This is a genomic window from Streptomyces sp. NPDC016851 (genome assembly GCF_055562795.1).
Map to the genome: position 1 here is coordinate 209,408 of NZ_JBVHEP010000009.1, position 21,920 is coordinate 231,327.

Sequence of the window (21,920 nt, forward strand, 5' to 3'; positions counted from 1 at the left end):
GTGAACCTCAGAGGAAGTAGAGACGGTTGAGGGAGACGGACTCGGCCGGTTCGGAGCGCAGCGGCTCGCCGTCGAGGGTGACGAGACCGGTGCGCTGGTCGACGTCGACGGTCCCGGTACGGGAGTTGAGGCGCAGGTCGGCCGGGCCGATCCCGCGCGTGCCGCGCACGGCGACCCTGCGGCGGCGGGTGGGCACGGTGTCGCGCCCCTGGTCCAGGGCGGCCTGCGCGACGAACGCCACGGAGATGTCGGCCGGTGTCGCCCCGTGCGCCCCGAACTGCGGCCCCAGCACCAGGGGCTCGCAGGTGTCGGTCGCCGCGTTCGGGTCGCCGGTCACGCCGTACGCCGGGAAGCCGGACTTCAGCACGAGCTGCGGCTTGGCCCCGAAGTACTCCGGCCGCCACAGCACGATGTCGGCGAGCTTGCCGGTCTCGATGGACCCGACCTCGTGCGAAAGCCCGTGGGCGATGGCCGGGTTGATGGTCAGCTTGGCCATGTACCGCAGGACGCGTTCGTTGTCGTGACCGGCGTCAGGGGCGCCGAACTCGGCCTTCATCTTCCCGGCCATGGCGAAGGTACGGCGGACGGTCTCGCCCGCACGCCCCATCCCCTGCGCGTCCGAGGAGGTGATGCCGATCGCGCCCAGGTCGTGCAGGACGTCCTCGGCGCCCATGGTTCCGGCGCGGATGCGGTCGCGGGCCATGGCGGCGTCACCGGGCAGGTCGGGCTTGAGGTCGTGGACCGAGACGATCATGCCGTAGTGCTCGGCGACGGCGTCCCGGCCGAAGGGCAGCGTCGGGTTGGTGGAGGAGCCGATGACGTTCGGGACGCCCGCCATCTTCAGGACGTTGGGGACGTGCCCGCCGCCGCAGCCCTCGATGTGGAAGGCGTGGATGGTCCGGCCCTCCAGCACCCGCAGGGTGTCCTCCACGGACAGGCACTCGTTCAGCCCGTCGCTGTGCAGGGCCACTTGGACGTCGTGCTCCTCGGCGACGCGCAGCGCGGTGTCCAGCGCACGCGTGTGGGCGCCCATGTCCTCGTGCACCTTGAAGCCGCAGGCGCCGCCCTCGGCGAGGGCCTCGACCAGCGGCGCCGGACGGGAGGAGGAACCCCGGCCCAGGAAGCCGATGTTGACGGGCCAGGCGTCGAAGGCGTTGAACGCGTGCCGCAGCGCCCAGGGCGAGTTGACGCCGACGCCCCACACGGGCCCGAACTCCTGCCCGATGACCGTGGTCACGCCGGAGGCGAGCGAGGCCTCCATGACGCGCGGCGACAGCAGGTGGACGTGGGTGTCGACGGCTCCGGCGGTGGCGATGAGGCCTTCACCGGACACGATCGAGGTCCCGGTACCCACGACGACGTCGACCCCGTCGAGGGTGTCGGGGTTCCCGGCCCGCCCGATCGAGCAGATCCGTCCCTCCCGGATGCCGATCGACACCTTCCGGATGCCCTGCACGGCGTCGATCACCACGACGTTGCTGATGACGACGTCACAGGTCTCCCGGACGGCGGCGGCCTTGAGGTGCAGCCCGTCGCGGGCGGTCTTGCCGAACCCGGCGAGGAACTCGTCGCCGTACCGCTGGGCGTCGGACTCGACGCGGACGACCAGGCCGGAGTCGCCGAGGCGGATGCGGTCGCCGGCGCGGGGGCCGTGGGTGGCGGCGTACTCGTACGGGGTGAGGCGGCGGGCCTCGGCGGGGTGGCCTCCTGGGCGGCTCATCGCTCGACCTCCTGTTCAGGTGTTTCCGGTACGCCGAGGTAGCCGCAGGCGGCGGCCCGCCGCAGGGCCTCCTCCTTCGCGCCCGGGGCGTCCAGCGGCCCGTCGACGAGCCCGGCGAACCCGATCGCGATCCGCTCGCCCCCGACCGGCACCAGCCCCACCTCGACGCTCTCCCCCGGCCCGAATCGCACGGAGGATCCGGCGGGCACCGCCAGGCGCATGCCGTAGGCCCGCTCCCGGGCGAAATCGAGTCGCGGGTTGGCCTCGAAGAAGTGGAAGTGGGAGGTGACGGAGACGGGCACGGTGGCGGTGTTGGAGACCGTCAGCCGTACGACCGCCTCGGGCTCGGCGTGCCCGGGCCCGGGCAGCAGCGCGCCCGGGGCCCGGTCGCCGAGGCCGGCGCCGATCGGATCGCTGACGACGGCGAGCCGCGAGCCGTCGTCGAAGACCGCCTCGACATGCACCTCGGTGACGACGTCGGCGACTCCGGGCAGCACGTCGTCCGGCCCGAGGACGGACCGGGCGGCCTCGACGGCCTCCGCGAGCCGCTTGCCGTCCCGGGCGGCCTCGCACACCGTGTCGGCGATCAGCGCGGTCGCCTCGGGGACGTTGAGTCTCAGTCCCCTGGCCCTGCGGGCGCGGGCGAGCTCGGCGGCGCCGAAGAGCAGCAACCGGTCGCGTTCGGTCGGGGTCAGCCGCATGTCACTCCCTCCGTTTAGAGCATCACTCTAAACATGAAATTCCCTGCACCGAAAGGTTGACGGCGGCACGTAACGCCCATCACATTGAACGTCGCTCTAACCGAGGGAGACAAGCATGCCGATCGAACAGCGCGGAGTCGACACCATCCCCGAGGAGGAACGCACCAGCGGGCCACGCGACCTCGTCTCGATCCTGCTCGGCTCCAACCTCTGCCTGGGCGTGATCGTCTTCGGCTGGCTGCCGCCGTCCTTCGGCCTGGACTGGTGGTCGTCGGTCAGCGCGGTGGTCGCGGGAACGGTGGTGGGCGTGGTGCTCACGGCTCCCCTCGCCCTGGTCTCCCTGCGTACCGGAACCAACCTGTCGACCTCCTCCGGTGCCCAGTTCGGGGTCCGCGGACGGCTGGTCGGCTCAGTGGTCGGACTGCTGCTGGCCCTCGGCTACACCGCGCTGACCGTGTGGATCGGCGGGGACGTGGTGGTGGGCGTGCTGGGCCGGCTGGCCGGGCTGCGGCAGGGCGGGATGTCGTACGGGATCGTCTACGGGCTGCTCGCCGCGGCCACCGTCGCGGGCGCGGTGTACGGCTACCGGGTGCTGCTCGCGATGTCGCGGGTGCTGGCCTTCGGCATGACGGCCCTGCTGGCTCTCGGGGTGATCGCCTACGCGCCCGGTTTCACCACCGCCGCGCTGCCGGAGACCGGCGGCTACCTGCTGGGCGGGTTCTGGCCGACCTGGCTGCTCGCGGCCGTGGCCGCCGGACTGTCCGGCCCGATCGCCTTCATCACCCTGCTCGGCGACTACACCCGCTACATCTCCCCGGCCCGCCACTCCTCACGCCGGGTGCTGCACGCGACCTGGCTGGGGCTGATGCTGGGCCTGCTCGTGCCGCAGCTCTTCGGCACGTTCACGGCGTACGCGGCCCGGGCCGCCCTCGACTACGCGGGCCCGCTGGTCGACGCGGCTCCCTCCTGGTACCTGGTGCCGCTGCTGCTCGCGGCCTCCGCGGGCTCGGTCGGCAACGCGGGTCTGATGCTGTACTCGATGGGCCTCGACCTGGACGCCATCCTGCCGCGCGCCTCACGGGCCAGGGCCACGTACACGGTCGCCGTGGTCGCCACGGCCTGCGTCTTCGCCGGGCACTACTACTCCACCGCGCAGAACGCGATGACGTCGTTCGTCCTGCTGCTGACGGCGATCGGCACGCCCTGGGCGGTGATCACCCTGATCGGCTTCGCCCGCTGCGGCGGGGTGTACGACGCGGACGCCCTCCAGGTGTTCAACCGCCGTGCGCGGGGCGGCGTCTACTGGTACCGCGCCGGCTGGAACCTCCCGGCGACCGCCTCCTGGGCGGCCGGGGCGCTCGTCGGCGTCCTGGCGGTGTCCCTGCCCTCGTACGAGGGCCCGCTGCTGGCACTGACCGGCGGGGTGGACTGCAGCTTCCTGCTGTCGGGGCTGGTGGGCGGGGTGGCGTATGCGCTGTCGGCCCCGGGCGCCGTGGCGGGTAGCCGGAACCCGGGGGGCGACGCCGTCGCTCCGGCTTCTTGCCCGACCGATTCGGGTGGTGGGTGGGCATAGGCCGGGGGTCCGGGGGCGGAGCCCCCGGCCAGGAGGGCTCAGCCCAGCTGGTGCATCCAACCGTGCGTGTCCGCAGCCGTACCCCGCTGAATGTCCAGCAGCGCCTGGCGCAGCCGCAGCGTGACCTCGCCCGGCTCTCCCCCGCTCTGCTTCCACTCGGCCCCGGCCCGCTTCACCGTCCCGACCGGCGTGATCACCGCGGCCGTACCGCAGGCGAACACCTCCGTGAGCGACCCGTTCTCCGAGTCCCGCTGCCACTGGTCGACCGAGACCCGGCCTTCCTCGGCCTCGTACCCGAGGTCACGGGCGACGGCGAGCAGGGAGTCCCGGGTGACGCCCTCCAGGATGGAGCCCGTGAGGGACGGCGTGACGATCTTGTTCCCGTACACGAAGTACAGGTTCATGCCGCCGAGCTCCTCGACCCACTTGTGCTCGACCGCGTCGAGGTAGCAGACCTGGTCGCAGCCCTTGGTCGCGGCCTCGGCCTGGGCCAGCAGGGACGCCGCGTAATTGCCGCCGGTCTTGGCGTCGCCCATGCCGCCGGGCACGGCGCGGACGCGGTCCTCGGAGACCCAGATGGACACCGGCTTGACGCCGCCCGGGAAGTACGCGCCGGCCGGGGAGGCGATGACCAGGAACAGGTACTCGTTGGCCGGCTTCACACCCAGCCCGACCTCGGTCGCGATCATGAACGGACGCAGGTAGAGGGACTCCTCCCCGCCGTGCGCCGGCACCCACGCCTTGTCCTGCTTCACCAGCGCGTCGCACGCCTCGATGAACGTCTCGACCGGCAGCTCGGGCATCGCCAGCCGGCGCGCGGAGCTCTGGAAGCGCTCGGCGTTCTTCTCCGGCCGGAACGTGGCGACCGAGCCGTCGGGGCGGCGGTAGGCCTTCAGCCCCTCGAAGATCTCCTGCGCGTAGTGCAGGACCGTGGTGGCGGGGTCGAGGGAGATCGGCGCGTACGGCACGAGCTGGCCGTCGTGCCAGCCGCGGCCCTCCGTCCACTTGATCGTCACCATGTGGTCGGTGAAGTGGCGGCCGAACCCGGGGTTGGCCAGGATCGCCTCCCGGTCTGCGGCGGAGAGCGGGTTGGCGGACGGCTTGAGCTCGATCGTGGGCGTCGTCATGGGTTGAAGTCCTTCACCGGTTGTAGTGACGGGCCGCGCTCGGTACAGCTCTGATGGTGACCAGTGCTAGGACGTCCGAGCATTCCCTCGTTCCGCGGCCTCGCGTTCGATTATCGCCCGGGGGCGACGGAGGACGGAACGGGGTGAATGCGGCCCGGTGGTCGATGGTGACACCCGGCGGGAACATGCGGAAGCCGCCGGGTGCGGATGCGACCCGGCGGCTTGGGTTGAGCGCGGCGGGTCAGCCGGCTACTCGTACGGCGAGCGCGTCGCCGATCTCCGAGGTGGAGCGGGCGGGCTTGCCGGTGCGCTCCGACAGGTCGGCGGAGACCGCCTCGTCGATCCGGGCGGCCTCGGCCTCGTAGCCGAGGTGGCGCAGGAGCAGGGCGACGGACAGCACCGTGGCGGTCGGGTCGGCCTTGCCCTGGCCGGCGATGTCCGGGGCCGAGCCGTGCACGGGCTCGAACATCGAGGGGAACTCTCCGGACGGGTTGATGTTGCCGGAGGCCGCCACGCCGATGCCGCCGGAGACGGCCGCGGCGAGGTCGGTGATGATGTCGCCGAAGAGGTTGTCGGTGACGATCACGTCGAAGCGCTCGGGCTGGGTGACCAGGTAGATGGTCGCCGCGTCGACGTGCATGTACTCGGTGGTGACCTCGGGGAACTCCTCGGCCACCTTGTTGAAGATGTTGGTCCACAGGTGACCCGCGAAGGTCAGCACGTTGTTCTTGTGGATGAGCGCCAGCTTCTTGCGCGGGCGGGCCTGGGCACGCGCGAAGGCGTCGCGGACGACGCGCTCGACGCCGAAGGCCGTGTTCACGGACACCTCGGTGGCGACCTCGTGCTCGGTGCCCTTGCGGATCGTGCCGCCGTTGCCGGTGTACGGGCCCTCGGTGCCCTCGCGGACCACGACGAAGTCGATCTGCGGCTCGCCGGCCAGCGGGGTGGCGACACCCGGCAGCAGCTTCGAGGGACGCAGGTTGACGTGGTGGTCGAAGGCGAAGCGGAGCTTCAGCAGGAAGCCGCGCTCCAGCACGCCGGACGGCACGCTCGGGTCGCCGATCGCGCCGAGCAGGATGGCGTCGTGCTTCTTCAGGGCGTCGAGGTCGGCGTCGGTGAGGGTCTCACCGGTGTCGTGGTAACGCTTGGCGCCGAAGTCGTAGTCCTTCGTCTCCAGCTTCACATCCTGCGGAAGGACGGCGGAGAGGACCTTCAGGCCTTCGGCCACGACTTCCTGGCCGATGCCGTCACCGGGAATCACTGCGAGATTGATGCTGCGAGACATGCGGGCACCCTACTCCTCGTCCCATGTGATGACACGGGGTGTCCGTGATGCGGACAGCACAGGGCGGGCACATACGGCACCCGCCCGGCGGAGCGCACTCGGCCGACGGCTTCCGTTCACCCGTATGTGAGGCGGATGTTGGCGTTCGCTGGGAAATTGACCCGCCATGGAGATCCCCCACTTCGGCATCCCGCCTGAGCTCGCCCGCCGGATGAGCATGGCGGAACAGCACGAGTACCTGCGCACACGGCTGTCGCGGCGCCGCACGCTGGTGACGGCGGGCGCGGTCGCGGGCGGCCTGCTGACCGGCTGCTCCGGTTCCGGGCCGGCGGGCGGTACGGCGACCCGGAGCCCTTCGCCGAGCACGTCGAAGGCGCCCGGCTCCCACATCACGCCCTTCGGCCGCCACCTCGCCTTCGGTGCCGACCCGAAGACGCAGATGCGGATCTCCTGGCAGGTGCCGCTGGCGGTGCGGGGGCCGTACGTCCGGGTGGGCCTGCGCCCCGACGACCTCGGGCGCAAGATCGAGGCGGAGCTGCGCGATCTGCACACCCCGGAGCTGAAGGGCGTACGGCCGGCGGTCGAGCAGTACTACCTGCACGCGGCGCTGGACGGCCTGCGCCCGGGCACGACGTACTACTACGGCGTCGGCCACGAGGGCTTCGATCCGGCGTCCCCGGGGCACCGGTCGACCGTCACGTCCTTCCGCACGGCCCCGGCCAGTCCGCCCGAGCGGTTCGTGTTCACCGCGTTCGGCGACCAGGGTGTCGGCGAGGAGGCGGCCCTCAACGACCGTCTGCTGCTGCGCCGCAGCCCGGCGTTCCACCTCCACGCCGGCGACATCTGCTACGCCGACCCGACCGGCAAGGGCAAGGAGTCGGACGTCTTCGACGCCGGGCAGTGGGACCGGTTCCTGAAGCAGACCGAGCCGGTGGCCAGGTCGGTGCCCTGGATGGTGACGACCGGCAACCACGACATGGAGGCCTGGTACTCGCCGGACGGCTACGGCGGCCAACTCGCCCGCTTCTCCCTGCCGGACAGCGGCTTCGACGCGCGCACGGCGCCGGGGGTGTACGCCTTCACGTACGGCAACGTCGGCGTGGTCGCGCTGGACGCGAACGACGTGTCGTACGAGATCCCGGCCAACTTCGGCTACACGGAGGGGCGGCAGACGAAGTGGCTGGACCGGAAGCTCGCCGAACTGCGGGCCGACGCTTCGGTCGACTTCATCGTCGTCTTCTTCCACCACTGCGCGTACTCGACGTCCACGCACGCCTCCGACGGCGGGGTGCGCGCCGAGTGGCTGCCGCTGTTCGCCGAGCACCAGGTGGACCTGGTGATCAACGGGCACAACCACGTCTACGAGCGGACCGACGCCATCCGCAACGGCGAGGTGGGCAGGCCGGTGCCGGTCGGCGGGACGACGGATCCACGACGGGACGGGATCGTGTACGTCACGGCGGGCGGCGGCGGCAAGGAGCTGTACGGCTTCCCGGACGGCGTGAAGGAGAGCTACGAGGGGAACACCGCCGACCACGAGCCCGTCGGCACGTTCCGGTGGACGAAGTCCCGGGACACCAAGGCGGAGTCGGCACAGTGGTCGCGGGTGCGCTACCGCGGCTTCTCGTTCCTCTCGGTGGAGGCCGTGAGCGGCGCCGCGCCGAGGCTGAAGGTGTCGGCGCTGGCGTCGAGCGGTGAGCGGATCGACCATTTCGAGGTGCGGCGCGGGGCGTGAGGCCCCGCGCCGCGCCTCGTCGGGCGGCTCCCGGTCCTGGTGCGGCTCAGTGGCCGGTGGATCCGCCGTTGTCCCTGCGGTCGAGGGCGCGCTGGAGCGCTGCGGCGGCGTTCTTGCGGTCGGACTCGCTCGTACGGGAAACGTGACGGACTCGGCGGCGGACGGTCGTCTCGGCCATGGGAAATCGACTCCTTCGACAGCACGGAGTGCAAAGGGAGGGATACGAGACGCCGGATGGGGCGGGGAGCGGTGCCGCAGGGGTTGCCTGCACGGGGGCCCGGCTCACGACCGCCATTCGCTTGGTCGAGCGAGACGTTCGGCTCCTACAAAACTAAGGGAGTCCGGAGCGTCTGTCTCCACAATTACTCGGACTTCCTACTATCTGAGACAGTGGAGCCGGTCACACCGCGCTGACCTGCGGTGATCTCTAGAGCACGTCTCCGTCACGCCAGTCGAAGAGCAGCTCGTGCGCGGGGTCGAGCGGGCCGGCGAGGGCGGGACGGACGTAGGTGCTGTCCTCTTCCTCCGGCAGGCGGACGACGCCGTGCCGCGGGCTGAGGGCGTGCACCTGGCCGCGCCACAGCCGCCAGCCGCGCGAGGTGTAGAGCCGGGCGCCGTCGTCACTGGCGGAGAGGGCGCCCAGGTCGTAGGCGCGGTCGACGATGCGTTCCAGCTCCGCCATGACCTGCCCGCCGAGTCCGGAGCGGCGGGCGTCGGCGCGTACGGCGACGTTCTCGACGTACCCGGCGCGCAGCCACCGGCCGCGGTGCCGCACCCGGCGCATCACGACCGCCCCGTGCGCGGCGAGCCCGGAGCCGTCGTGCACGAGGACGTGCATGCCGCCGAGGCCGTGGTCCCAGTCGTCGTCGCCGAAGTCGCCGTCGAAGGCTGCGTCCAGCAGGGCCCGTACGGCGCCGAGTTCGGCGGGGGTGAGGTCGGCGGTGTGGGCGGTGCGCGCGCGGGTGGTCATCGGCCCAGTCTTCCCGGCGGACATGCCGACGGGCCAGGTCATTTCCGTGACCCGGCCCGTCGGTGCCGTGGGACTCAGCCCATGTGCGGGTAGGTGTAGTCGGTCGGCGGGACCAGCGTCTCCTTGATGGCGCGGGTCAGGGTCCAGCGCATCAGGTTCTGCGGGGCGCCGGCCTTGTCGTTGGTGCCGGAGGCACGGCCGCCGCCGAAGGGCTGCTGGCCGACGACAGCGCCGGTCGACTTGTCGTTGATGTAGAAGTTGCCGGCCGCGTAGCGGAGCTTGTCCGCCGTGTAGGCCGCCGCCGCGCGGTCGTTGGCGATCACCGAGCCGGTCAGGGCGTAGTCGGAGACGGACTCCATCTGCGTCAGCATCTCGTCGTACTTGTCGTCCTCGTAGACGTGCACGGCGATGACCGGGCCGAAGTACTCGGTGCGGAAGACCTCGTTCTCCGGGTCGCTGCACTCGATGACCGTCGGGCGGACGAAGTACCCCTCGGAGTCGTCGTAGGAGCCGCCCGCGACGATCGTGCAGGACGGGTCCTCCTTGGCGCGGTCGATGGCAGCCTTGTTCTTGGCGAAGGCACGCTCGTCGATGACGGCGCCGATGAAGTTCGACAGGTCGGTGACGTCGCCCATCTTGATGCCGTCGACCTCGGCGGCCCACTCCTCCTTGAAACCGGAGTTCCAGATCGAGGCGGGGACGTATGCCCGGGACGTGGCGCTGCACTTCTGGCCCTGGTACTCGAAGGCACCGCGGGTGAGCGCCGTCTTCAGGATGGCCGGGTCGGCGGACGGGTGGGCGACGAGGAAGTCCTTGCCGCCGGTCTCGCCGACCAGACGCGGGTAGGTGCGGTACTTCTCGATGTTGGCACCGACCGTCTTCCACAGGTACTGGAAGGTGGGGGTCGAGCCGGTGAAGTGGATGCCCGCGAGGTCGCGGTGCTCCAGGGCGACCTTGGAGACCTCGATGCCGTCGCCGGTGACGAGGTTGATGACGCCCTTGGGCAGGCCCGCCTCCTCCAGCAGCTGCATCAGCAGCACGGCGGCGTGGGTCTGCGTCGGGGACGGCTTCCAGACGACGACGTTGCCCATCAGGGCCGGGGCGGTCGGCAGGTTGCCCGCGATCGCCGTGAAGTTGAAGGGCGTGACCGCGTAGACGAAGCCCTCCAGCGGGCGGTGGTCCAGACGGTTCCACACACCCGGGGAGTTGGCCGGCGGCTGCTCGGCCAACAGGTTGCGGGCGTAGGAGACGTTGAACCGCCAGAAGTCGATCAGCTCGCAGGGGGTGTCGATCTCGGCCTGCTGGGCGGTCTTGGACTGGCCGAGCATGGTGGAGGCGGCGAGCGTCTCGCGCCAGGGCCCGGAGAGCAGCTCGGCGGCGCGCAGGATGATCGCCGCGCGGTCGTCGAAGGACATGGCGCGCCAGGCGGGTGCGGCGGCGAGGGCCGCGTCGATGGCGTCCTGGGCGTCCTGCTGCGTGGCGTTGCGGTACGTGCCGAGCACGGCCTGGTGGTTGTGCGGCTGGACGACCTTGAAGGCCTCACCGCCGCCCATCCGCTTCTCGCCGCCGATGGTGCAGGGCAGGTCGACGGGGTTGTCGGCCAGCTCCTTCAGCCTGGCCTCCAGCCGGGCACGCTCGGGCGAGCCGGGGGCATAGCCGTGCACCGGCTCGTTGACGGGGGTGGGGACCTGGGTCACAGCGTCCATGTTTTCCGTAACTCCTTACTGAGCGGTGATTCGGTCTCAGCCCTTGGTGATCATGCTGCGGGCGAAGAAGCGCAGGTTGGCCGGCTTCTCCGCGAGTCGGCGCATGAAGTAGCCGTACCAGTCGGTGCCGTACGCGGTGTACACGCGCATCCGGTGGCCCTCGGCGGCCAGCCGCAGGTGCTCCTCGGTGCGGATGCCGTAGAGCATCTGGAACTCGTACTCGTCGAGCTTTCGCCCGGCGCGGTGGGCGAGCTCCTGGCCGATGGCGATCAGGCGCGGGTCGTGGGACCCGATCATCGGGTACCCCTCCCCTTCCATCAACGTCCTGAGGACCCGAACGTATGCCCGGTCGATCTCCTGTTTGTCCAGATACGCGACCGAGCCCGGCTCCTTGTACGCGCCCTTGACCAGGCGCACCCGGCTGCCGTTCGCGGCGAGACGGCGGGCGTCGGCCTCGGTGCGGAACAGGTACGCCTGGATGACGCAGCCGGTCTGCGGGAAGTCCTTCCGCAGCTCCTCGTGGATGGCGAACATCGAGTCGAGGGTGGTGTGGTCCTCGGCGTCCAGAGTGACCGTGGTGCCGATCTCGGCGGCGGCCTCGACGACCGGGCGGACGTTGGCGAGGGCCAGTTCGTGGCCGCCGTCCAGCGCCTGCCCGAACATCGACAGCTTCACCGACATCTCGGCGCGGGTGCCGAGCTCCAGCGGCTTCAGGCGGTCGATCAGCTCCAGGTAGGCGTCCCGCGCGGCGGCGGCCTGGGTGGGGTTGGTGATGTCCTCGCCGACGACGTCCATCGTCAGCTCCAGGCCCTGCCCGGCGAGCTCCCGGATGACCGGCACGACGTCGTCGACGCCCTCGCCCGCGATGAATCGGTCGACGACCTGTTTGGTCACCGGGGCGGCCGAAACCAGGCGTCGCATCCGGTCGCTGCGCGACGCGGCGAGAATCACGGGACCCAGCACGGGGCACCTCCAGAGCACAACCAACGGAAGGCCGGACCCCGGGCGGATGACGCTTCGGGTACGGCACGGAGAACCACCGTGAAACCTAAGGATCCCTCCGACTGTCGGCCATCGACAGCTGTCACGCATCCGTGCCGCAGATCTCAGACAAATGTATGAAGGGTCTCCTGGAGTGCGGGACAATGCGGGGATGACGTCGGAACACAGGGGTGACTACGAGGAGCTGGTCGACGAGATCTCGGAGCTGCTCGGGGCGCCCGCGACGCTGGAGAACCGGGACTTCGAGCTGATCGCCTTCGGCGCGTACGACAGTGAGGGCGACCTCGATCCGTCGGCCCTGGACCCGGTGCGCACCCGCTCGATCCTCACCCGCCGCTCGACGGCGGCCGTCCGGGCGTGGTTCGAGGGATTCGGCATCACGCGTGCGACCGGCCCGGTCCGCATCCCGCCGACGCCGGAGGCCGGGGTGTACCGGGGCCGGATCTGCCTGCCCGTCCGGCACCGGGGCGTGGTCCACGGCTACGTCTGGCTGCTGGACGACGATCCCGGCCCGAGCGAACGCCAGCTGTCCGCCGCCATGCAGGTCACGACCCGGATCGGGGCGCTGCTCGCCGACGAGGCCCAGCACGGTGCCGACCTCAGCCGCGAGCTGCGGGCCGTCCTCACGGCCGACCGCGACTGGCAGCGCGACATGGCCATCGCGGAACTCCGCACCGCCCTCGGCCCGCGCGCCGACGGTCTCCACACGGTGCTCTGCGTCGCCCCCTGGCCCACGGCCGACCCCGATGACGCCCCGTCGGTCCGCACGATGCAGGGCGCGACCGCCCTGTGCACCCTGCCGTGGGGGGCCTCGTCCCAGTGCGTGGCCGCCCTGATCCGGCTCCGCTCGCCGGACGTACTGACCCCGGCGACGACAGCGGCGACCCGCCTGCTGGAGCGGGCGGGCGGGGGAAGCGGTCCGACCGGCGGCACCGGGCGGGCGGCGACCGGCCCGGGCTCGCACGGAGCGACCACCGCACGCGCACCGACCGGCACCTCAGGCAGAACGACAGACCCCACCTCCCCCGGCCCCGCCCCTCGCGGAGCAGCCGACGGCGCCTCTCAGGGTGCCGGCGCCGGGTCCGCCGCCGCCGGTCTCTCAACACCCCGCTCCGGTCTCGCCGAGCTGGGAAGCGCCTGGTGGGAGGCCTCGGCGGCGGCGCGGGCCGCGTTGGCCGAACCGCGGCTGGGGCCCGTCGCCGAGTGGGCGTCCATCGGACCGTTCCGGCTGCTCACCGCCTTGCCGCCGGAGGTGGCCCGCGACCCCTCGGTGCACGCCCTGCTCTTCCCCGTCCACCGGGAGCTGGCCCGTACCGCCGAGGTCTACCTGGACTGCGCGGGCCAGGCCGCACGGGCCGCCGCCGAGCTCGGCATCCACCGCCAGACCCTGTACTACCGCCTGTCCCGGATCGAGAAGCTCACCGGCCTGGACCTGGACGACGGTGAGGACCGCCTGCTCCTGCACATGGCGTTGAAGGGCGCCCGGCTCGCACAGGGTCACGGCATCGGGCCGTCCGGGTGAGTCCGTCGCCCGAACGGGCGGTTTGACGACGGACCCGCGCGCCGCCGGACGCCCCGCCCGGTCACGGTTCTCCTGGTGTGCCATCGGCTGGGAGGAGTTCTCGTGCGGAACCGACGCGCCTGGTCTGCGAAGCGAACGGTGGTGGCGGGGCTGGCCTGCGGGGTGCTCGCGCTCACGCTGCCGGGCGCCCACGCGAGGGCCGGGGAGGACCGTCCCGCGGGAGCGGCATCCGACGCGTCGGCCGTCATCGAGTGGATGCGCACCGCGGAGACCACCATCGAGGCCGAGGCCCGCCCGGGTCCGGCCGAGATGTTCATCTGGGAGGCGTACGTCTCCACCGCCGTCTACAACGCCGTCGTCGGCATCGAGGGACGCTTCACCCCGTACAAGTGGGACGAGCGGGCACCCCGTACAGCCTCGTCCGCGGCGGCTGCCGCCTCGGCGGCCCACCAGGTGCTGCGCCACCACTTCCCCGGGGCCGCGCCCCGGCTGGACACCGCCCTGACCGGCACGCTCGCGAAGATCCCCGACGGCGAGGCCGAGGACCGGGGCGTCGCGTTCGGGAAGTCCGCCGCCGACCGCATCATCGACCTCCGCCGCGATGACGGTCGCGGCGCGTCCGTGCCGTTCCCCGCGCGCCCGGGTCCCGGCGTCTGGCGCCCCACCCCGCCGGGCCAAGAGCCCTTCGCCAGCGCCTGGATCGGCAGGGTCCGGCCACTGCTGCTGGACTCCCCGCACCAGTTCCGCCCCGGCCCGCCGCCGGCGCTCCGCTCCGCCCGGTACGCGAGGGACCTCCACGAACTGGCGGCCTACGGAGGCCGGACCGGCTCGCTCCGGACCCCCGAACAGACGGACACCGCGCGGTTCCTCACCAACCTGGACCTGCAGGGGGCCCTGGGCGACCACGCCACCCGGCACGGATTCGACATCGCCGAGACGGCGCGCCTGTACGCGGCGGCCAACACGACCCAGGCCGACGCCGTCATCGCCGCCTGGGACGCCAAGCTCCACTACGGCACCTGGCGGCCCGTCACCGCCATCCGGGAAGCGGACACCGACGGCAACCCGGCGACCCGGGCGGACCGGCACTGGGAGCCGCTGCTGCTCACCCCGGCACATCCCGACTACCTCAGCGGCCACGCCACCATGGGCGGTGCGCTGATGCGCATGCTGACCGGAATTCTCGGCACCTCCCGCGTCGACCTGCACATCCGGTCGACCACCACCGGCGCCACCCGTCACTACCGCTACGCCCACGACTACGAGCAGGACGTCGTCGACGCCCGGGTCTGGGGCGGCATCCACACCCGGACGGCCGACGAGGTGGGCAACACCACCGGTCGCCGGCTCGCCGCCTGGGCGCTGCGGAAGTACTTCCGTCCCGTGCCCTGATCATCGGTCCCTTCTGAAAACGATTGTCATCATGCTACGGTCATGGCGCGTTCAACCATTTACCAGGCCTTGACCGAGGTGTCCCCGTGCGCGTCCCCGCTCGACTCATCCCCCTTGCCGCCGTCACTGCGGCCTCCGCCCTGCTCACCGGCTGCTTCTCCGGTGGGCAGTCGGCCACCGACGACTCCGGGGCAGGGGGCAAGCGCCTACGCGTCGCAATGATGCTGCCCCCGCGCTCGGCGCTGTCCCCGCTGTCGGACGACGCCTTCAAGCTGTCGCGCTGGTCCACGGCGGAGACCCTGGTGAAACTGGACGCGGACGGTGACGCCGAGCCGGCACTGGCCACCGACTGGACCCAGTCCGGCCGGAGCTGGACCTTCACCCTGCGCGACGGCGTCACCTTCCACGACGGGACGAAGCTCACCGCCGAAACCGTCGTCAACTCCCTCACCAAGGCGGCCGCCGCCTCCCCCAAGCCCCGCATCCTCGACGGCGTGGACCTGACCGCGAAGGCCGACGGCGACAAGGTCACCGTCACCACCGCCACCGAGGACCCCCTCGTCCCGCAGCGGCTCAGCTCCCCGCAGCTGTCGATCCTCGCGGCCAAGGCCTACCGGGGGAAGACCGTCAGCCCCGTCGGCGCGGGCACCGGCCCCTTCGAGCTCACGAAGGTCAACGGCACCTCCTCCGCCGCCCTCGACCGCTACGACGGCTACTGGGGGAAGAAGGCCAAGGCCCCCGGCATCGACGTCCGGTTCGTGCCCGACGGCACCGCCCGGGCCGCCGCCCTGCGCACCGGCGAGGCCGACATCGTCGAGGCGGTGCCGGTCTCGCAGGCGGCGGTGCTGGACCAGGACCTGATCACCGAGGTGCCCATGCCGCGCACCAACACCCTGTACCTCAACACCGAGAAGGGCGTCTTCAAGGACGCCGCGCTACGGGCGGCGGCGCGTGAGGCGATCGACGCCGAGTCGATCGTGAAGGGCGTGTACGAGGGGCGCGCCGATGTCGCCGAGGGGCTGCTCGGCCCCGCCCTGCCGTGGGCGGCCGAGCTTCGGAAGCCGGTGAAGCGGGCCGAGGCCGGCACCCCGGCCGGCAAGACGATCAGCATCGGCACCTTCACCGACCGCGCCGAGCTGCCCGAGGTCGCCGCCGCGCTGCAACAGCAGCTGCAGAAGGCCGGGTTCAAGGTGAAGCTCGACGTCCGCGAGTACGCCAACATCGAGTCCGACGCGCTGGCGGGCCGCTTCGACGCGTTCATCCTCTCCCGCGCCACCGTCCTGGACTCCGGCGACCCGGCCGCCTACCTCTACAGCGACTTCTCCTCCGACGGCTCCTTCAACATCCCCCAGCTGGCGGACCCGGCCGTGGACAAGGCCCTGAAGAAGGCCGGCGAGACGCCGACCGGCGACGCCCGGCGCAAGGCGGTCATCGCCGCCGAGGCCGCCGTACTCGGCACGGACGCGGCCGTGCCCATGCTGCACGAGCGCGTGATCCAGGGCGACGCCGCCGGCGTGACCGGTGTCGCCCACGACCCGCGCGAGCGGGAACTGGTCACGGCGGACACCCACGTCAAGTGAGAGCCCGCATACGGCGGTTGGCGGACGCCGCCACCCTGACCCGCCTGCTCTGCCTGATCGCCGTCCTGGCCGCCGTCGGCCTGCTGCCCTGGCTCTCCGGCCGGGACCCGGCACTCGCCGTGCTGCGGGCCCGCTCCGCCGAGCAGGACCCGACGAAGGAGGCCCTGGACTCCGTACGCCGGGACCTCGGTCTGGACGCCGGGCCCCTGACCCTGCTCGGCCACTGGGCCTCGGACCTGCTGCACGGCGACCTCGGCACCTCCTGGGTGTCGGGCACCGACGTCCTGCCCTCGGTGGTCTCCGGGCTCCAGGTGTCACTGGCGCTGATGGGCGCCTCGCTCGGCCTGGCGCTGCTGCTCGCGTGCGCCCTCGTCGCACCGGTGCTGGTGCGGGGCCGGTCCTCGACCGGGGCGTGGGCCGCGATGCTGGTCGCCATACCCGAGTTCCTGCTGGCCACGGTCGTGCTGCTGGTGTTCGGAGTGTGGCTGGGGTGGCTGCCGACGTCGGGCTGGGTGGGGCCGGAGAACATGGTCCTGCCCGCCGTGGCCCTCGGCGTACCCGGCGGCGGCCTGCTCGGCCGTCTGGTCGCGGACGCGCTGCCCGCCGTGCTCGACGAGCGGTGGGTGGAGCTGTGGCGGGCCGCCGGGGTGAGCCGGGCGCGGATCGCGGGGGCGGCGCTGCGGCGGGTCCTGCCGCCGCTGGTCCCGCAGCTCGGGATGGTCGCCGTGGGGCTCACCGGTGGCGCGGTCGCCGTGGAGACGGTCTTCGCGGTGCCGGGGATCGGCCGTACCGCGCTCGGCGCGGCCAAGTCGCAGGACCTGCCGCTGCTCCAGGGCGCGGTGCTCGCGCTGCTCGCGCTCGGGCTGGTCACGGGCGCGCTGGCGGCGCTCGCCCGGCGGCGGCTGCTGGGCCCGGCCCTGCGGGACGCCTCGCTGGCGCTGCCCCCGGCACGGCCGGTGCGCGCACATCCCGCGATCCCGTTGTCGCTGTTCACCGTTCTCGCCGTGACCATCGGCTGGGGCCTGCTGCGCGATCCGTACGCCGTCAACACCATGGCCCGGCTGGCCGCGCCCTCCTGGGTCCATCCGCTCGGCACCGACGGCCTCGGCCGTGACGTGCTCGCGCGCCTCGGCCACGGCGCCGCCTCCACGGTCGGCACGGCCGCGGCCGTCTGCCTGCTGAGCCTGCTGGTCGCGCTCGCCCTGGGCTTCCTGCCCCGGATCGCGGAGGGCGCGGCGGACATCGCCAACGCGCTGCCCCCGGTGATCGTCGGCATCCTGGTCGCGGCGGCCGTCGGCCCGGGCACCGGCGGCGCGGCCCTCGCGGTCGCGCTGATCTCCTGGCCGGCCCTGTCCGCGCACGCGGCGGCGCTGGTGCAGGAGGTGCGGGCGTCGGCGTTCCTGACCGCCCAACGGGCCATCGGGGCGAGCCCGTTCTGGATCCTCACCCGGCACGTCCTGCCGTCGGTGGCCGCCCCGGTCGCCCGCCACGCCCTGCTGCGTCTGCCGGGCATCGCCCTGGCCCTGGCCTCGCTGGGCTTCCTGGGCCTGGGCGCCCAGCCGCCCGCTCCCGAGTGGGGTCTGCTGCTCGACGAGTCCCGCGCCTATGTGGAGCGCGCCCCGTGGGCGGCCCTCGCCCCGGCGGTGGCACTGGCCCTGCTGGCGGGACTCGCGGTGTCGGGCGCGGCACTCACACAGGGCCGGAGGGGACGGCGGGTCGCCCCGGCTCCGGTCGACGTGACGAAGGAGATCCCCGTTGAAGTCTGAGCCACTGCTGTCGGTACGCGAGCTGCGGATCGCCTTCGACGGGGTCGAGGCCGTGCGCGGCCTGTCCTTCGACGTCCGGCCCCGCGAAGTGCTGGCCATTGTCGGCGAGTCGGGAGCGGGCAAGTCCCTCACGGCCCGCGCGCTCCTCGGCATGCTGCCGCGCGGCGCGACGACGAGCGGGACGATCAGCCCGGACCTGTCGGCCCACCGGGGCCGGCGCATCTCCCTCGTCCCGCAGGACGCCCTGTCGGCCTTGTCACCCGTGCACCGGGTGGGCGACCAACTCGCCGCCGCCGTACGGTCGGTGGCCGGTGTCTCCGGCAAGGAGGCCCGGGCCCGGGCGGTCGCGGCCCTGGACCGCGTCGGCATCCCGGACGCGGCCCGCAAGGCGCGGGCGTATCCGCACGAGTACTCCGGCGGGATGCGGCAGCGCGCCGTGATCGCCATGGCCACGATCAACGAACCGGACGTCGTGGTCGCCGACGAACCCACCACCGCCCTCGACGAGGAGCGCCGCGACCAGGTGCTGCGGCTGCTCGCCGAGCAGCGGGAGGCGGTCGGCGCCGCGCTCGTCCTGGTCACGCACGACATGGACGCCGTACGCGGGCACGCCGACCGGATGCTGGTGATGTACGCCGGGCGGCTCACCGAACTCGGCGCGGCGGACGAGGTGTTGACCCGCCCCCGCGCGCCCTACACGGCCGGCCTGTTGGCGTCCCTCCCGCAGCACGCGCCCCCGGGCCGCCGTCTCCCGGCCCTGCGCGGCACCCCGCCCGCCCCGGGCACGCTCCCGCCGGGCTGCGCCTTCGCCCCGCGCTGCCCGCTCGCGGCGGGCCCCTGCCACACGGACGAGCCGGAGCCCCGGCAGGTGTCCGGACGGCTGGTCGCCTGCCATCGCTGGGAGGAACTCCCCCACCCGGCCACCGAGTTGTTCCTGAAGGAGGGGCAGCCCGCATGACCGATCCCCTGCTCGACGTCCGCGACCTGGTCGTCCGCTACGGCCAGGCCACCGCCGTGGACGGCGTGTCCTTCACCCTGGTCGCCGGCGAGACCCTCGCGCTGAGCGGTCCGTCCGGCTGCGGCAAGTCCTCCACGGCCCTGGCGGTGCTCCAGCTGCGCCGCCCGGCCGGCGGTGAAGTCCGCTTCGAGGGAAGGGAGTTGACGTCCCTCACCGAACGCGAGCTGCGCCCGCTGCGGCCCCGTATGCAGCCCGTCTTCCAGGACCCGTACGGCTCACTGAGCCCCCGCCACCGCATCCGCGACGCCATCGCCGAACCGCTGAAGGTGCAGGGCCGCTGGGATCCCGCCGCCGGCCCGGCCCGGGTCGCCGAACTCCTCGACCGGGTCGGCCTCGACCCCGCGTACGGCGACCGCCGGCCGCACGAACTCTCCGGCGGCCAGTGCCAGCGCGCCGGCATCGCCCGCGCCCTGGCGTCCGAACCGCGGCTGCTGGCGCTCGACGAGCCGGTGTCGTCCCTCGACCCGTCGGTACGCGCGGGCGTACTGAACCTGCTCGCCGACCTCCAGGACGACCTGAGCCTCGGCTACCTGTTCATCTGCCACGACCGGGCGGTCGTACGGCACTTCGCGGACCGGGTCGTCGAGATGCGCGAGGGGCGCGTGAGCGTCACTTCGGGGTAGCGGCCTCCATCACCTGGCGGAGCCCCTCGGCGAGCTGCCGGGCCTCCGGCGCGCCCTTCGGATCGAAGGTCCACTGCGCCATGAGCCCCATCATCAGGGTCAGATAGAAGGAGCCGAGGGTGTCCACCCGCTCCTCCGGGACGTCTTCCTCCCGCCCACCGTGGAAGAGCGTCACGATGCCGCGCGCACCCTCCCGCTGGGCCCGCGCGAGATGCTCCCGGACCTCCGGCAGCTGATCCCCCAAGGCCACGATCTCCATGCTGAGCCGCCACATCGAACCGGGCTCCCGCATGGTGGAGATGATGTTCGCCCACACCTCGGTGAACCGCTCCAGCGACCCCGGCTCCCCGCGCAGCTCACCGCCTCCCTCGAAGGCGTCGGACATCCCCTCCACCATCTCGACGTACGCCTGCGCCAGCAGCGCGTCCTTCGAGCCGTAGTGGTAGCCGATCGACGCCAGGTTGGTCCCCGACTCCTTGACGATGTCGCGCGCGGTCGTGCGCAGGAAGCCCTTCGCCAGCAGGCAGCGCTGCGCGCCCTCCAGCAGATCCTCACGGTGTCCCATGACCCGTCACCCTATCCCGGGATCCAGACATCTGTCTTAAACAACCGTACTAGACAAGCGTTTAAGACGTCCGTACAGTCCTGCCCCATGACGACGACCCCCAACCCGCCGGCCCGCGCCGGCCGCCGCGAATGGACGGCGCTCGGCGTGCTGATGCTGCCGCTGCTGCTGGTCTCGATGGACGTGTCCGTCCTGTACTTCGCGATCCCCGCGATCAGCGCCGACCTGGAGCCGAGCGCCACCCAACAGCTGTGGATCTTCGACATCTACGGCTTCGTCCTGGCCGGCCTGCTGATGACGATGGGCTCGCTCGGCGACCGCATCGGCCGCCGCAGGCTCCTGCTGTTCGGCGCCGCCGCCTTCGGCACGGCCTCCCTGGTCGCGGCCTACGCCAACAGTGCCGAGACCCTGATCGCCGCCCGCGCGGTCCTCGGCATCGGCGGCGCGACGCTGATGCCGTCGACGATGGCGCTGGTGCGCACGATGTTCACCGACCCCGCGCAGCGCACCAAGGCGATCGGCGTGTGGTCGGGTGTGATGACGGCCGGCATCGCGCTCGGCTCGGTGCTGAGCGGGGTGCTCGTCGAGCACTTCTGGTGGGGCTCGGTCTTCCTGGTCAACCTCCCCGCCATGGTGCTGCTCCTGATCCTGGGGCCCGTCCTGCTGCCCGAGTCGAAAAGCCCGCACCCGGGCCGCTTCGACTGGCTGAGCGTGCCCCTGTCGATGGCGGCGGTGCTCCCCGTGATCTACGGCCTGAAGGAGCTCGCCTCGGAGGGCTGGAACGTGCGGTACGCCCTGTCGGTCACGGCCGGCATGCTCTTCGCCGCGCTGTTCGTCCACCGCCAGCGCACGGCGGTGTCCCCGATGATCTCGCCTGCGCTGTTCCGCAGCCGAGGCTTCAGCCCGGCCGTCGTCCTCAACCTCGTCGCCGCGTTCGGCATGATGGGCTCGGCCTACTTCACGACCCAGTACATCCAGTCGGTCCTGGACAAGAGCCCTCTCGAAGCAGCGCTGTGGAGCCTGCTGCCGTCGGTGCCCATCGCACTGGCGGCCCCGCTCAGCGCGCAGCTCGTGCAGCGGGGCGTTCCCCGTGCGTACGTCGTCGGCGGAGGCTTCGCGGTCACCGCGTGCGGCTATGTCCTGCTGGCCCTGACGGGCACGGACTCCCTCTGGCTGCTGCTGGCCGCGTGTGCCGTCCTGGCCTGCGGTGTCGTCGCCGTCATGTCCCAGGTGGCCGACCTGGCCCTGAGCGCCGCCCCGGTGGAGAAGGCGGGCGCGGCCTCGTCGCTGCTGGAGACCGGCACGGAGTTCGGCGGCGCGCTGAGCATGGCGTTCCTCGGCTCCATCGGCACGGCCGTCTACCGCCACGAGATCCCGGCCTCGGCGCCCGCTCCGGCCCGCGAGACGCTGGGCGGCGCCCTGGCCGTCGCCGACCGGCTTCCGGGGCGCGCGGGGGACGCCCTGGCGTCGGCGGCACGCGAGGCCTTCACGAGCGGCATGCACGCGGCGGCGGTCACGAGCGCGGTGCTGCTGCTCGGGGCGGCGGCAGCGGCGACGGTGACGCTGCGGCGGGTCCGGGGACGCGAAAACGCCGGACGAGCTGATCAACTCAGCCCGTCCGGCGTGTGAAGACGA

Annotated in this window: 18 protein-coding genes; 9 read left to right on the forward strand and 9 right to left on the reverse strand. The window is 72.3% G+C overall.

Translation table 11 applies throughout. The features are described 5' to 3' along the window. Nucleotides 1-7: 7 nt before the first annotated feature. Both ACZ3I3_RS16980 and ureA read right to left on the reverse strand, forming a co-directional pair. Nucleotides 8-1,720 (reverse strand): urease subunit alpha, encoded by a 1,713-nt coding sequence (locus ACZ3I3_RS16980; protein ID WP_467365771.1) that lies wholly within the window; start codon nucleotides 1,718-1,720, stop codon nucleotides 8-10. Beyond that, nucleotides 1,717-2,421, reverse strand: coding sequence for an urease subunit gamma (ureA, locus tag ACZ3I3_RS16985; RefSeq protein ID WP_467365773.1), 705 nt, complete (start codon nucleotides 2,419-2,421; stop codon nucleotides 1,717-1,719). Before ureA ends, ACZ3I3_RS16980 begins: the two co-directional genes overlap by 4 nt. A gap of 115 nt (nucleotides 2,422-2,536) precedes the next feature. Here ureA and ACZ3I3_RS16990 point away from each other — a divergent pair, with 115 nt between their 5' ends. After that, the gene (locus ACZ3I3_RS16990; RefSeq protein ID WP_467365775.1) at nucleotides 2,537-3,994 is read left to right on the forward strand and encodes a cytosine permease; all 1,458 of its coding nucleotides are present in this window, start codon (nucleotides 2,537-2,539) and stop codon (nucleotides 3,992-3,994) included. 38 nt (nucleotides 3,995-4,032) lie between these two features. Here ACZ3I3_RS16990 and ACZ3I3_RS16995 read toward each other — a convergent pair whose 3' ends face one another. Both ACZ3I3_RS16995 and ACZ3I3_RS17000 read right to left on the reverse strand, forming a co-directional pair. Beyond that, nucleotides 4,033-5,121 carry a branched-chain amino acid aminotransferase gene (locus tag ACZ3I3_RS16995; RefSeq protein ID WP_397704614.1) on the reverse strand — a complete coding sequence of 363 codons (1,089 nt, stop codon included), beginning with the start codon at nucleotides 5,119-5,121 and terminating at the stop codon, nucleotides 4,033-4,035. Between the two features lie 241 nt (nucleotides 5,122-5,362). Beyond that, complete coding sequence (locus ACZ3I3_RS17000) at nucleotides 5,363-6,406, reverse strand: 3-isopropylmalate dehydrogenase (RefSeq protein WP_467365777.1); 1,044 nt, start codon at nucleotides 6,404-6,406, stop codon at nucleotides 5,363-5,365. 166 nt (nucleotides 6,407-6,572) lie between these two features. Between ACZ3I3_RS17000 and ACZ3I3_RS17005 the strand changes: the two genes are divergently transcribed. Continuing rightward, the gene (locus tag ACZ3I3_RS17005) at nucleotides 6,573-8,141 is read left to right on the forward strand and encodes a purple acid phosphatase family protein (protein ID WP_467365779.1); all 1,569 of its coding nucleotides are present in this window, start codon (nucleotides 6,573-6,575) and stop codon (nucleotides 8,139-8,141) included. 46 nt (nucleotides 8,142-8,187) lie between these two features. Here the strand turns inward: ACZ3I3_RS17005 and ACZ3I3_RS17010 are convergent, their stop codons facing one another. The 4 genes from ACZ3I3_RS17010 to ACZ3I3_RS17025 all read right to left on the reverse strand — a co-directional run bounded on the left by ACZ3I3_RS17010 (nucleotide 8,188) and on the right by ACZ3I3_RS17025 (nucleotide 11,780). Beyond that, entirely contained in the window at nucleotides 8,188-8,319 is a 132-nt protein-coding gene (locus tag ACZ3I3_RS17010) for a hypothetical protein (protein ID WP_010048656.1), read from the reverse strand. A gap of 249 nt (nucleotides 8,320-8,568) precedes the next feature. Continuing rightward, complete coding sequence (locus ACZ3I3_RS17015; protein ID WP_467365781.1) at nucleotides 8,569-9,111, reverse strand: GNAT family N-acetyltransferase; 543 nt, start codon at nucleotides 9,109-9,111, stop codon at nucleotides 8,569-8,571. Between the two features lie 74 nt (nucleotides 9,112-9,185). Next, entirely contained in the window at nucleotides 9,186-10,817 is a 1,632-nt protein-coding gene (pruA, locus tag ACZ3I3_RS17020; protein ID WP_467365783.1) for an L-glutamate gamma-semialdehyde dehydrogenase, read from the reverse strand. A 36-nt stretch (nucleotides 10,818-10,853) separates the two neighbouring features. Continuing rightward, nucleotides 10,854-11,780, reverse strand: coding sequence for a proline dehydrogenase family protein (locus ACZ3I3_RS17025; RefSeq protein WP_467365785.1), 927 nt, complete (start codon nucleotides 11,778-11,780; stop codon nucleotides 10,854-10,856). A gap of 190 nt (nucleotides 11,781-11,970) precedes the next feature. Between ACZ3I3_RS17025 and ACZ3I3_RS17030 the strand changes: the two genes are divergently transcribed. The 6 genes from ACZ3I3_RS17030 (at nucleotide 11,971) to ACZ3I3_RS17055 (ending at nucleotide 19,720) form a co-directional block, all read left to right on the forward strand. Then, nucleotides 11,971-13,341: a PucR family transcriptional regulator gene (locus tag ACZ3I3_RS17030; RefSeq protein WP_467365787.1), complete on the forward strand. Its 1,371-nt coding sequence runs from the start codon at nucleotides 11,971-11,973 to the stop codon at nucleotides 13,339-13,341. A gap of 102 nt (nucleotides 13,342-13,443) precedes the next feature. Then, complete coding sequence (locus tag ACZ3I3_RS17035; protein WP_467365789.1) at nucleotides 13,444-14,733, forward strand: vanadium-dependent haloperoxidase; 1,290 nt, start codon at nucleotides 13,444-13,446, stop codon at nucleotides 14,731-14,733. Nucleotides 14,734-14,819: 86 nt separating this feature from the next. Continuing rightward, nucleotides 14,820-16,313, forward strand: coding sequence for an ABC transporter substrate-binding protein (locus tag ACZ3I3_RS17040; RefSeq protein WP_467365791.1), 1,494 nt, complete (start codon nucleotides 14,820-14,822; stop codon nucleotides 16,311-16,313). Continuing rightward, the gene (locus ACZ3I3_RS17045) at nucleotides 16,310-18,079 is read left to right on the forward strand and encodes an ABC transporter permease subunit (protein ID WP_467365793.1); all 1,770 of its coding nucleotides are present in this window, start codon (nucleotides 16,310-16,312) and stop codon (nucleotides 18,077-18,079) included. The genes ACZ3I3_RS17040 and ACZ3I3_RS17045 overlap by 4 nt, the downstream gene beginning before the upstream one ends. Then, nucleotides 18,069-19,037 (forward strand): ABC transporter ATP-binding protein, encoded by a 969-nt coding sequence (locus ACZ3I3_RS17050; protein ID WP_467365795.1) that lies wholly within the window; start codon nucleotides 18,069-18,071, stop codon nucleotides 19,035-19,037. Before ACZ3I3_RS17045 ends, ACZ3I3_RS17050 begins: the two co-directional genes overlap by 11 nt. Further along, entirely contained in the window at nucleotides 19,034-19,720 is a 687-nt protein-coding gene (locus tag ACZ3I3_RS17055) for an ATP-binding cassette domain-containing protein (protein WP_467365797.1), read from the forward strand. The genes ACZ3I3_RS17050 and ACZ3I3_RS17055 overlap by 4 nt, the downstream gene beginning before the upstream one ends. Here the strand turns inward: ACZ3I3_RS17055 and ACZ3I3_RS17060 are convergent. Further along, entirely contained in the window at nucleotides 19,707-20,285 is a 579-nt protein-coding gene (locus tag ACZ3I3_RS17060; RefSeq protein WP_467365799.1) for a TetR/AcrR family transcriptional regulator, read from the reverse strand. The two genes, ACZ3I3_RS17055 and ACZ3I3_RS17060, sit on opposite strands and share 14 nt — an antisense overlap. Nucleotides 20,286-20,372: 87 nt before the next feature. Here ACZ3I3_RS17060 and ACZ3I3_RS17065 point away from each other — a divergent pair, with 87 nt between their 5' ends. Beyond that, complete coding sequence (locus ACZ3I3_RS17065) at nucleotides 20,373-21,914, forward strand: MFS transporter (protein WP_467365801.1); 1,542 nt, start codon at nucleotides 20,373-20,375, stop codon at nucleotides 21,912-21,914. The last annotated feature ends 6 nt before the right edge of the window (nucleotides 21,915-21,920 follow it).

Bases quoted from the DNA above. Each gene is read 5' to 3' on its own strand.
- ACZ3I3_RS16980 (WP_467365771.1), bottom strand. From the start codon at position 1,720: ATGAGCCGCCCAGGAGGCCACCCCGCCGAGGCCCGCCGCCTCACCCCG.
- ureA (WP_467365773.1), bottom strand. From the start codon at position 2,421: ATGCGGCTGACCCCGACCGAACGCGACCGGTTGCTGCTCTTCGGCGCC.
- ACZ3I3_RS16990 (WP_467365775.1), top strand. From the start codon at position 2,537: ATGCCGATCGAACAGCGCGGAGTCGACACCATCCCCGAGGAGGAACGC.
- ACZ3I3_RS16995 (WP_397704614.1), bottom strand. From the start codon at position 5,121: ATGACGACGCCCACGATCGAGCTCAAGCCGTCCGCCAACCCGCTCTCC.
- ACZ3I3_RS17000 (WP_467365777.1), bottom strand. From the start codon at position 6,406: ATGTCTCGCAGCATCAATCTCGCAGTGATTCCCGGTGACGGCATCGGC.
- ACZ3I3_RS17005 (WP_467365779.1), top strand. From the start codon at position 6,573: ATGGAGATCCCCCACTTCGGCATCCCGCCTGAGCTCGCCCGCCGGATG.
- ACZ3I3_RS17010 (WP_010048656.1), bottom strand. From the start codon at position 8,319: ATGGCCGAGACGACCGTCCGCCGCCGAGTCCGTCACGTTTCCCGTACG.
- ACZ3I3_RS17015 (WP_467365781.1), bottom strand. From the start codon at position 9,111: ATGACCACCCGCGCGCGCACCGCCCACACCGCCGACCTCACCCCCGCC.
- pruA (WP_467365783.1), bottom strand. From the start codon at position 10,817: ATGGACGCTGTGACCCAGGTCCCCACCCCCGTCAACGAGCCGGTGCAC.
- ACZ3I3_RS17030 (WP_467365787.1), top strand. From the start codon at position 11,971: ATGACGTCGGAACACAGGGGTGACTACGAGGAGCTGGTCGACGAGATC.
- ACZ3I3_RS17055 (WP_467365797.1), top strand. From the start codon at position 19,034: ATGACCGATCCCCTGCTCGACGTCCGCGACCTGGTCGTCCGCTACGGC.
- ACZ3I3_RS17060 (WP_467365799.1), bottom strand. From the start codon at position 20,285: ATGGGACACCGTGAGGATCTGCTGGAGGGCGCGCAGCGCTGCCTGCTG.
- ACZ3I3_RS17065 (WP_467365801.1), top strand. From the start codon at position 20,373: ATGACGACGACCCCCAACCCGCCGGCCCGCGCCGGCCGCCGCGAATGG.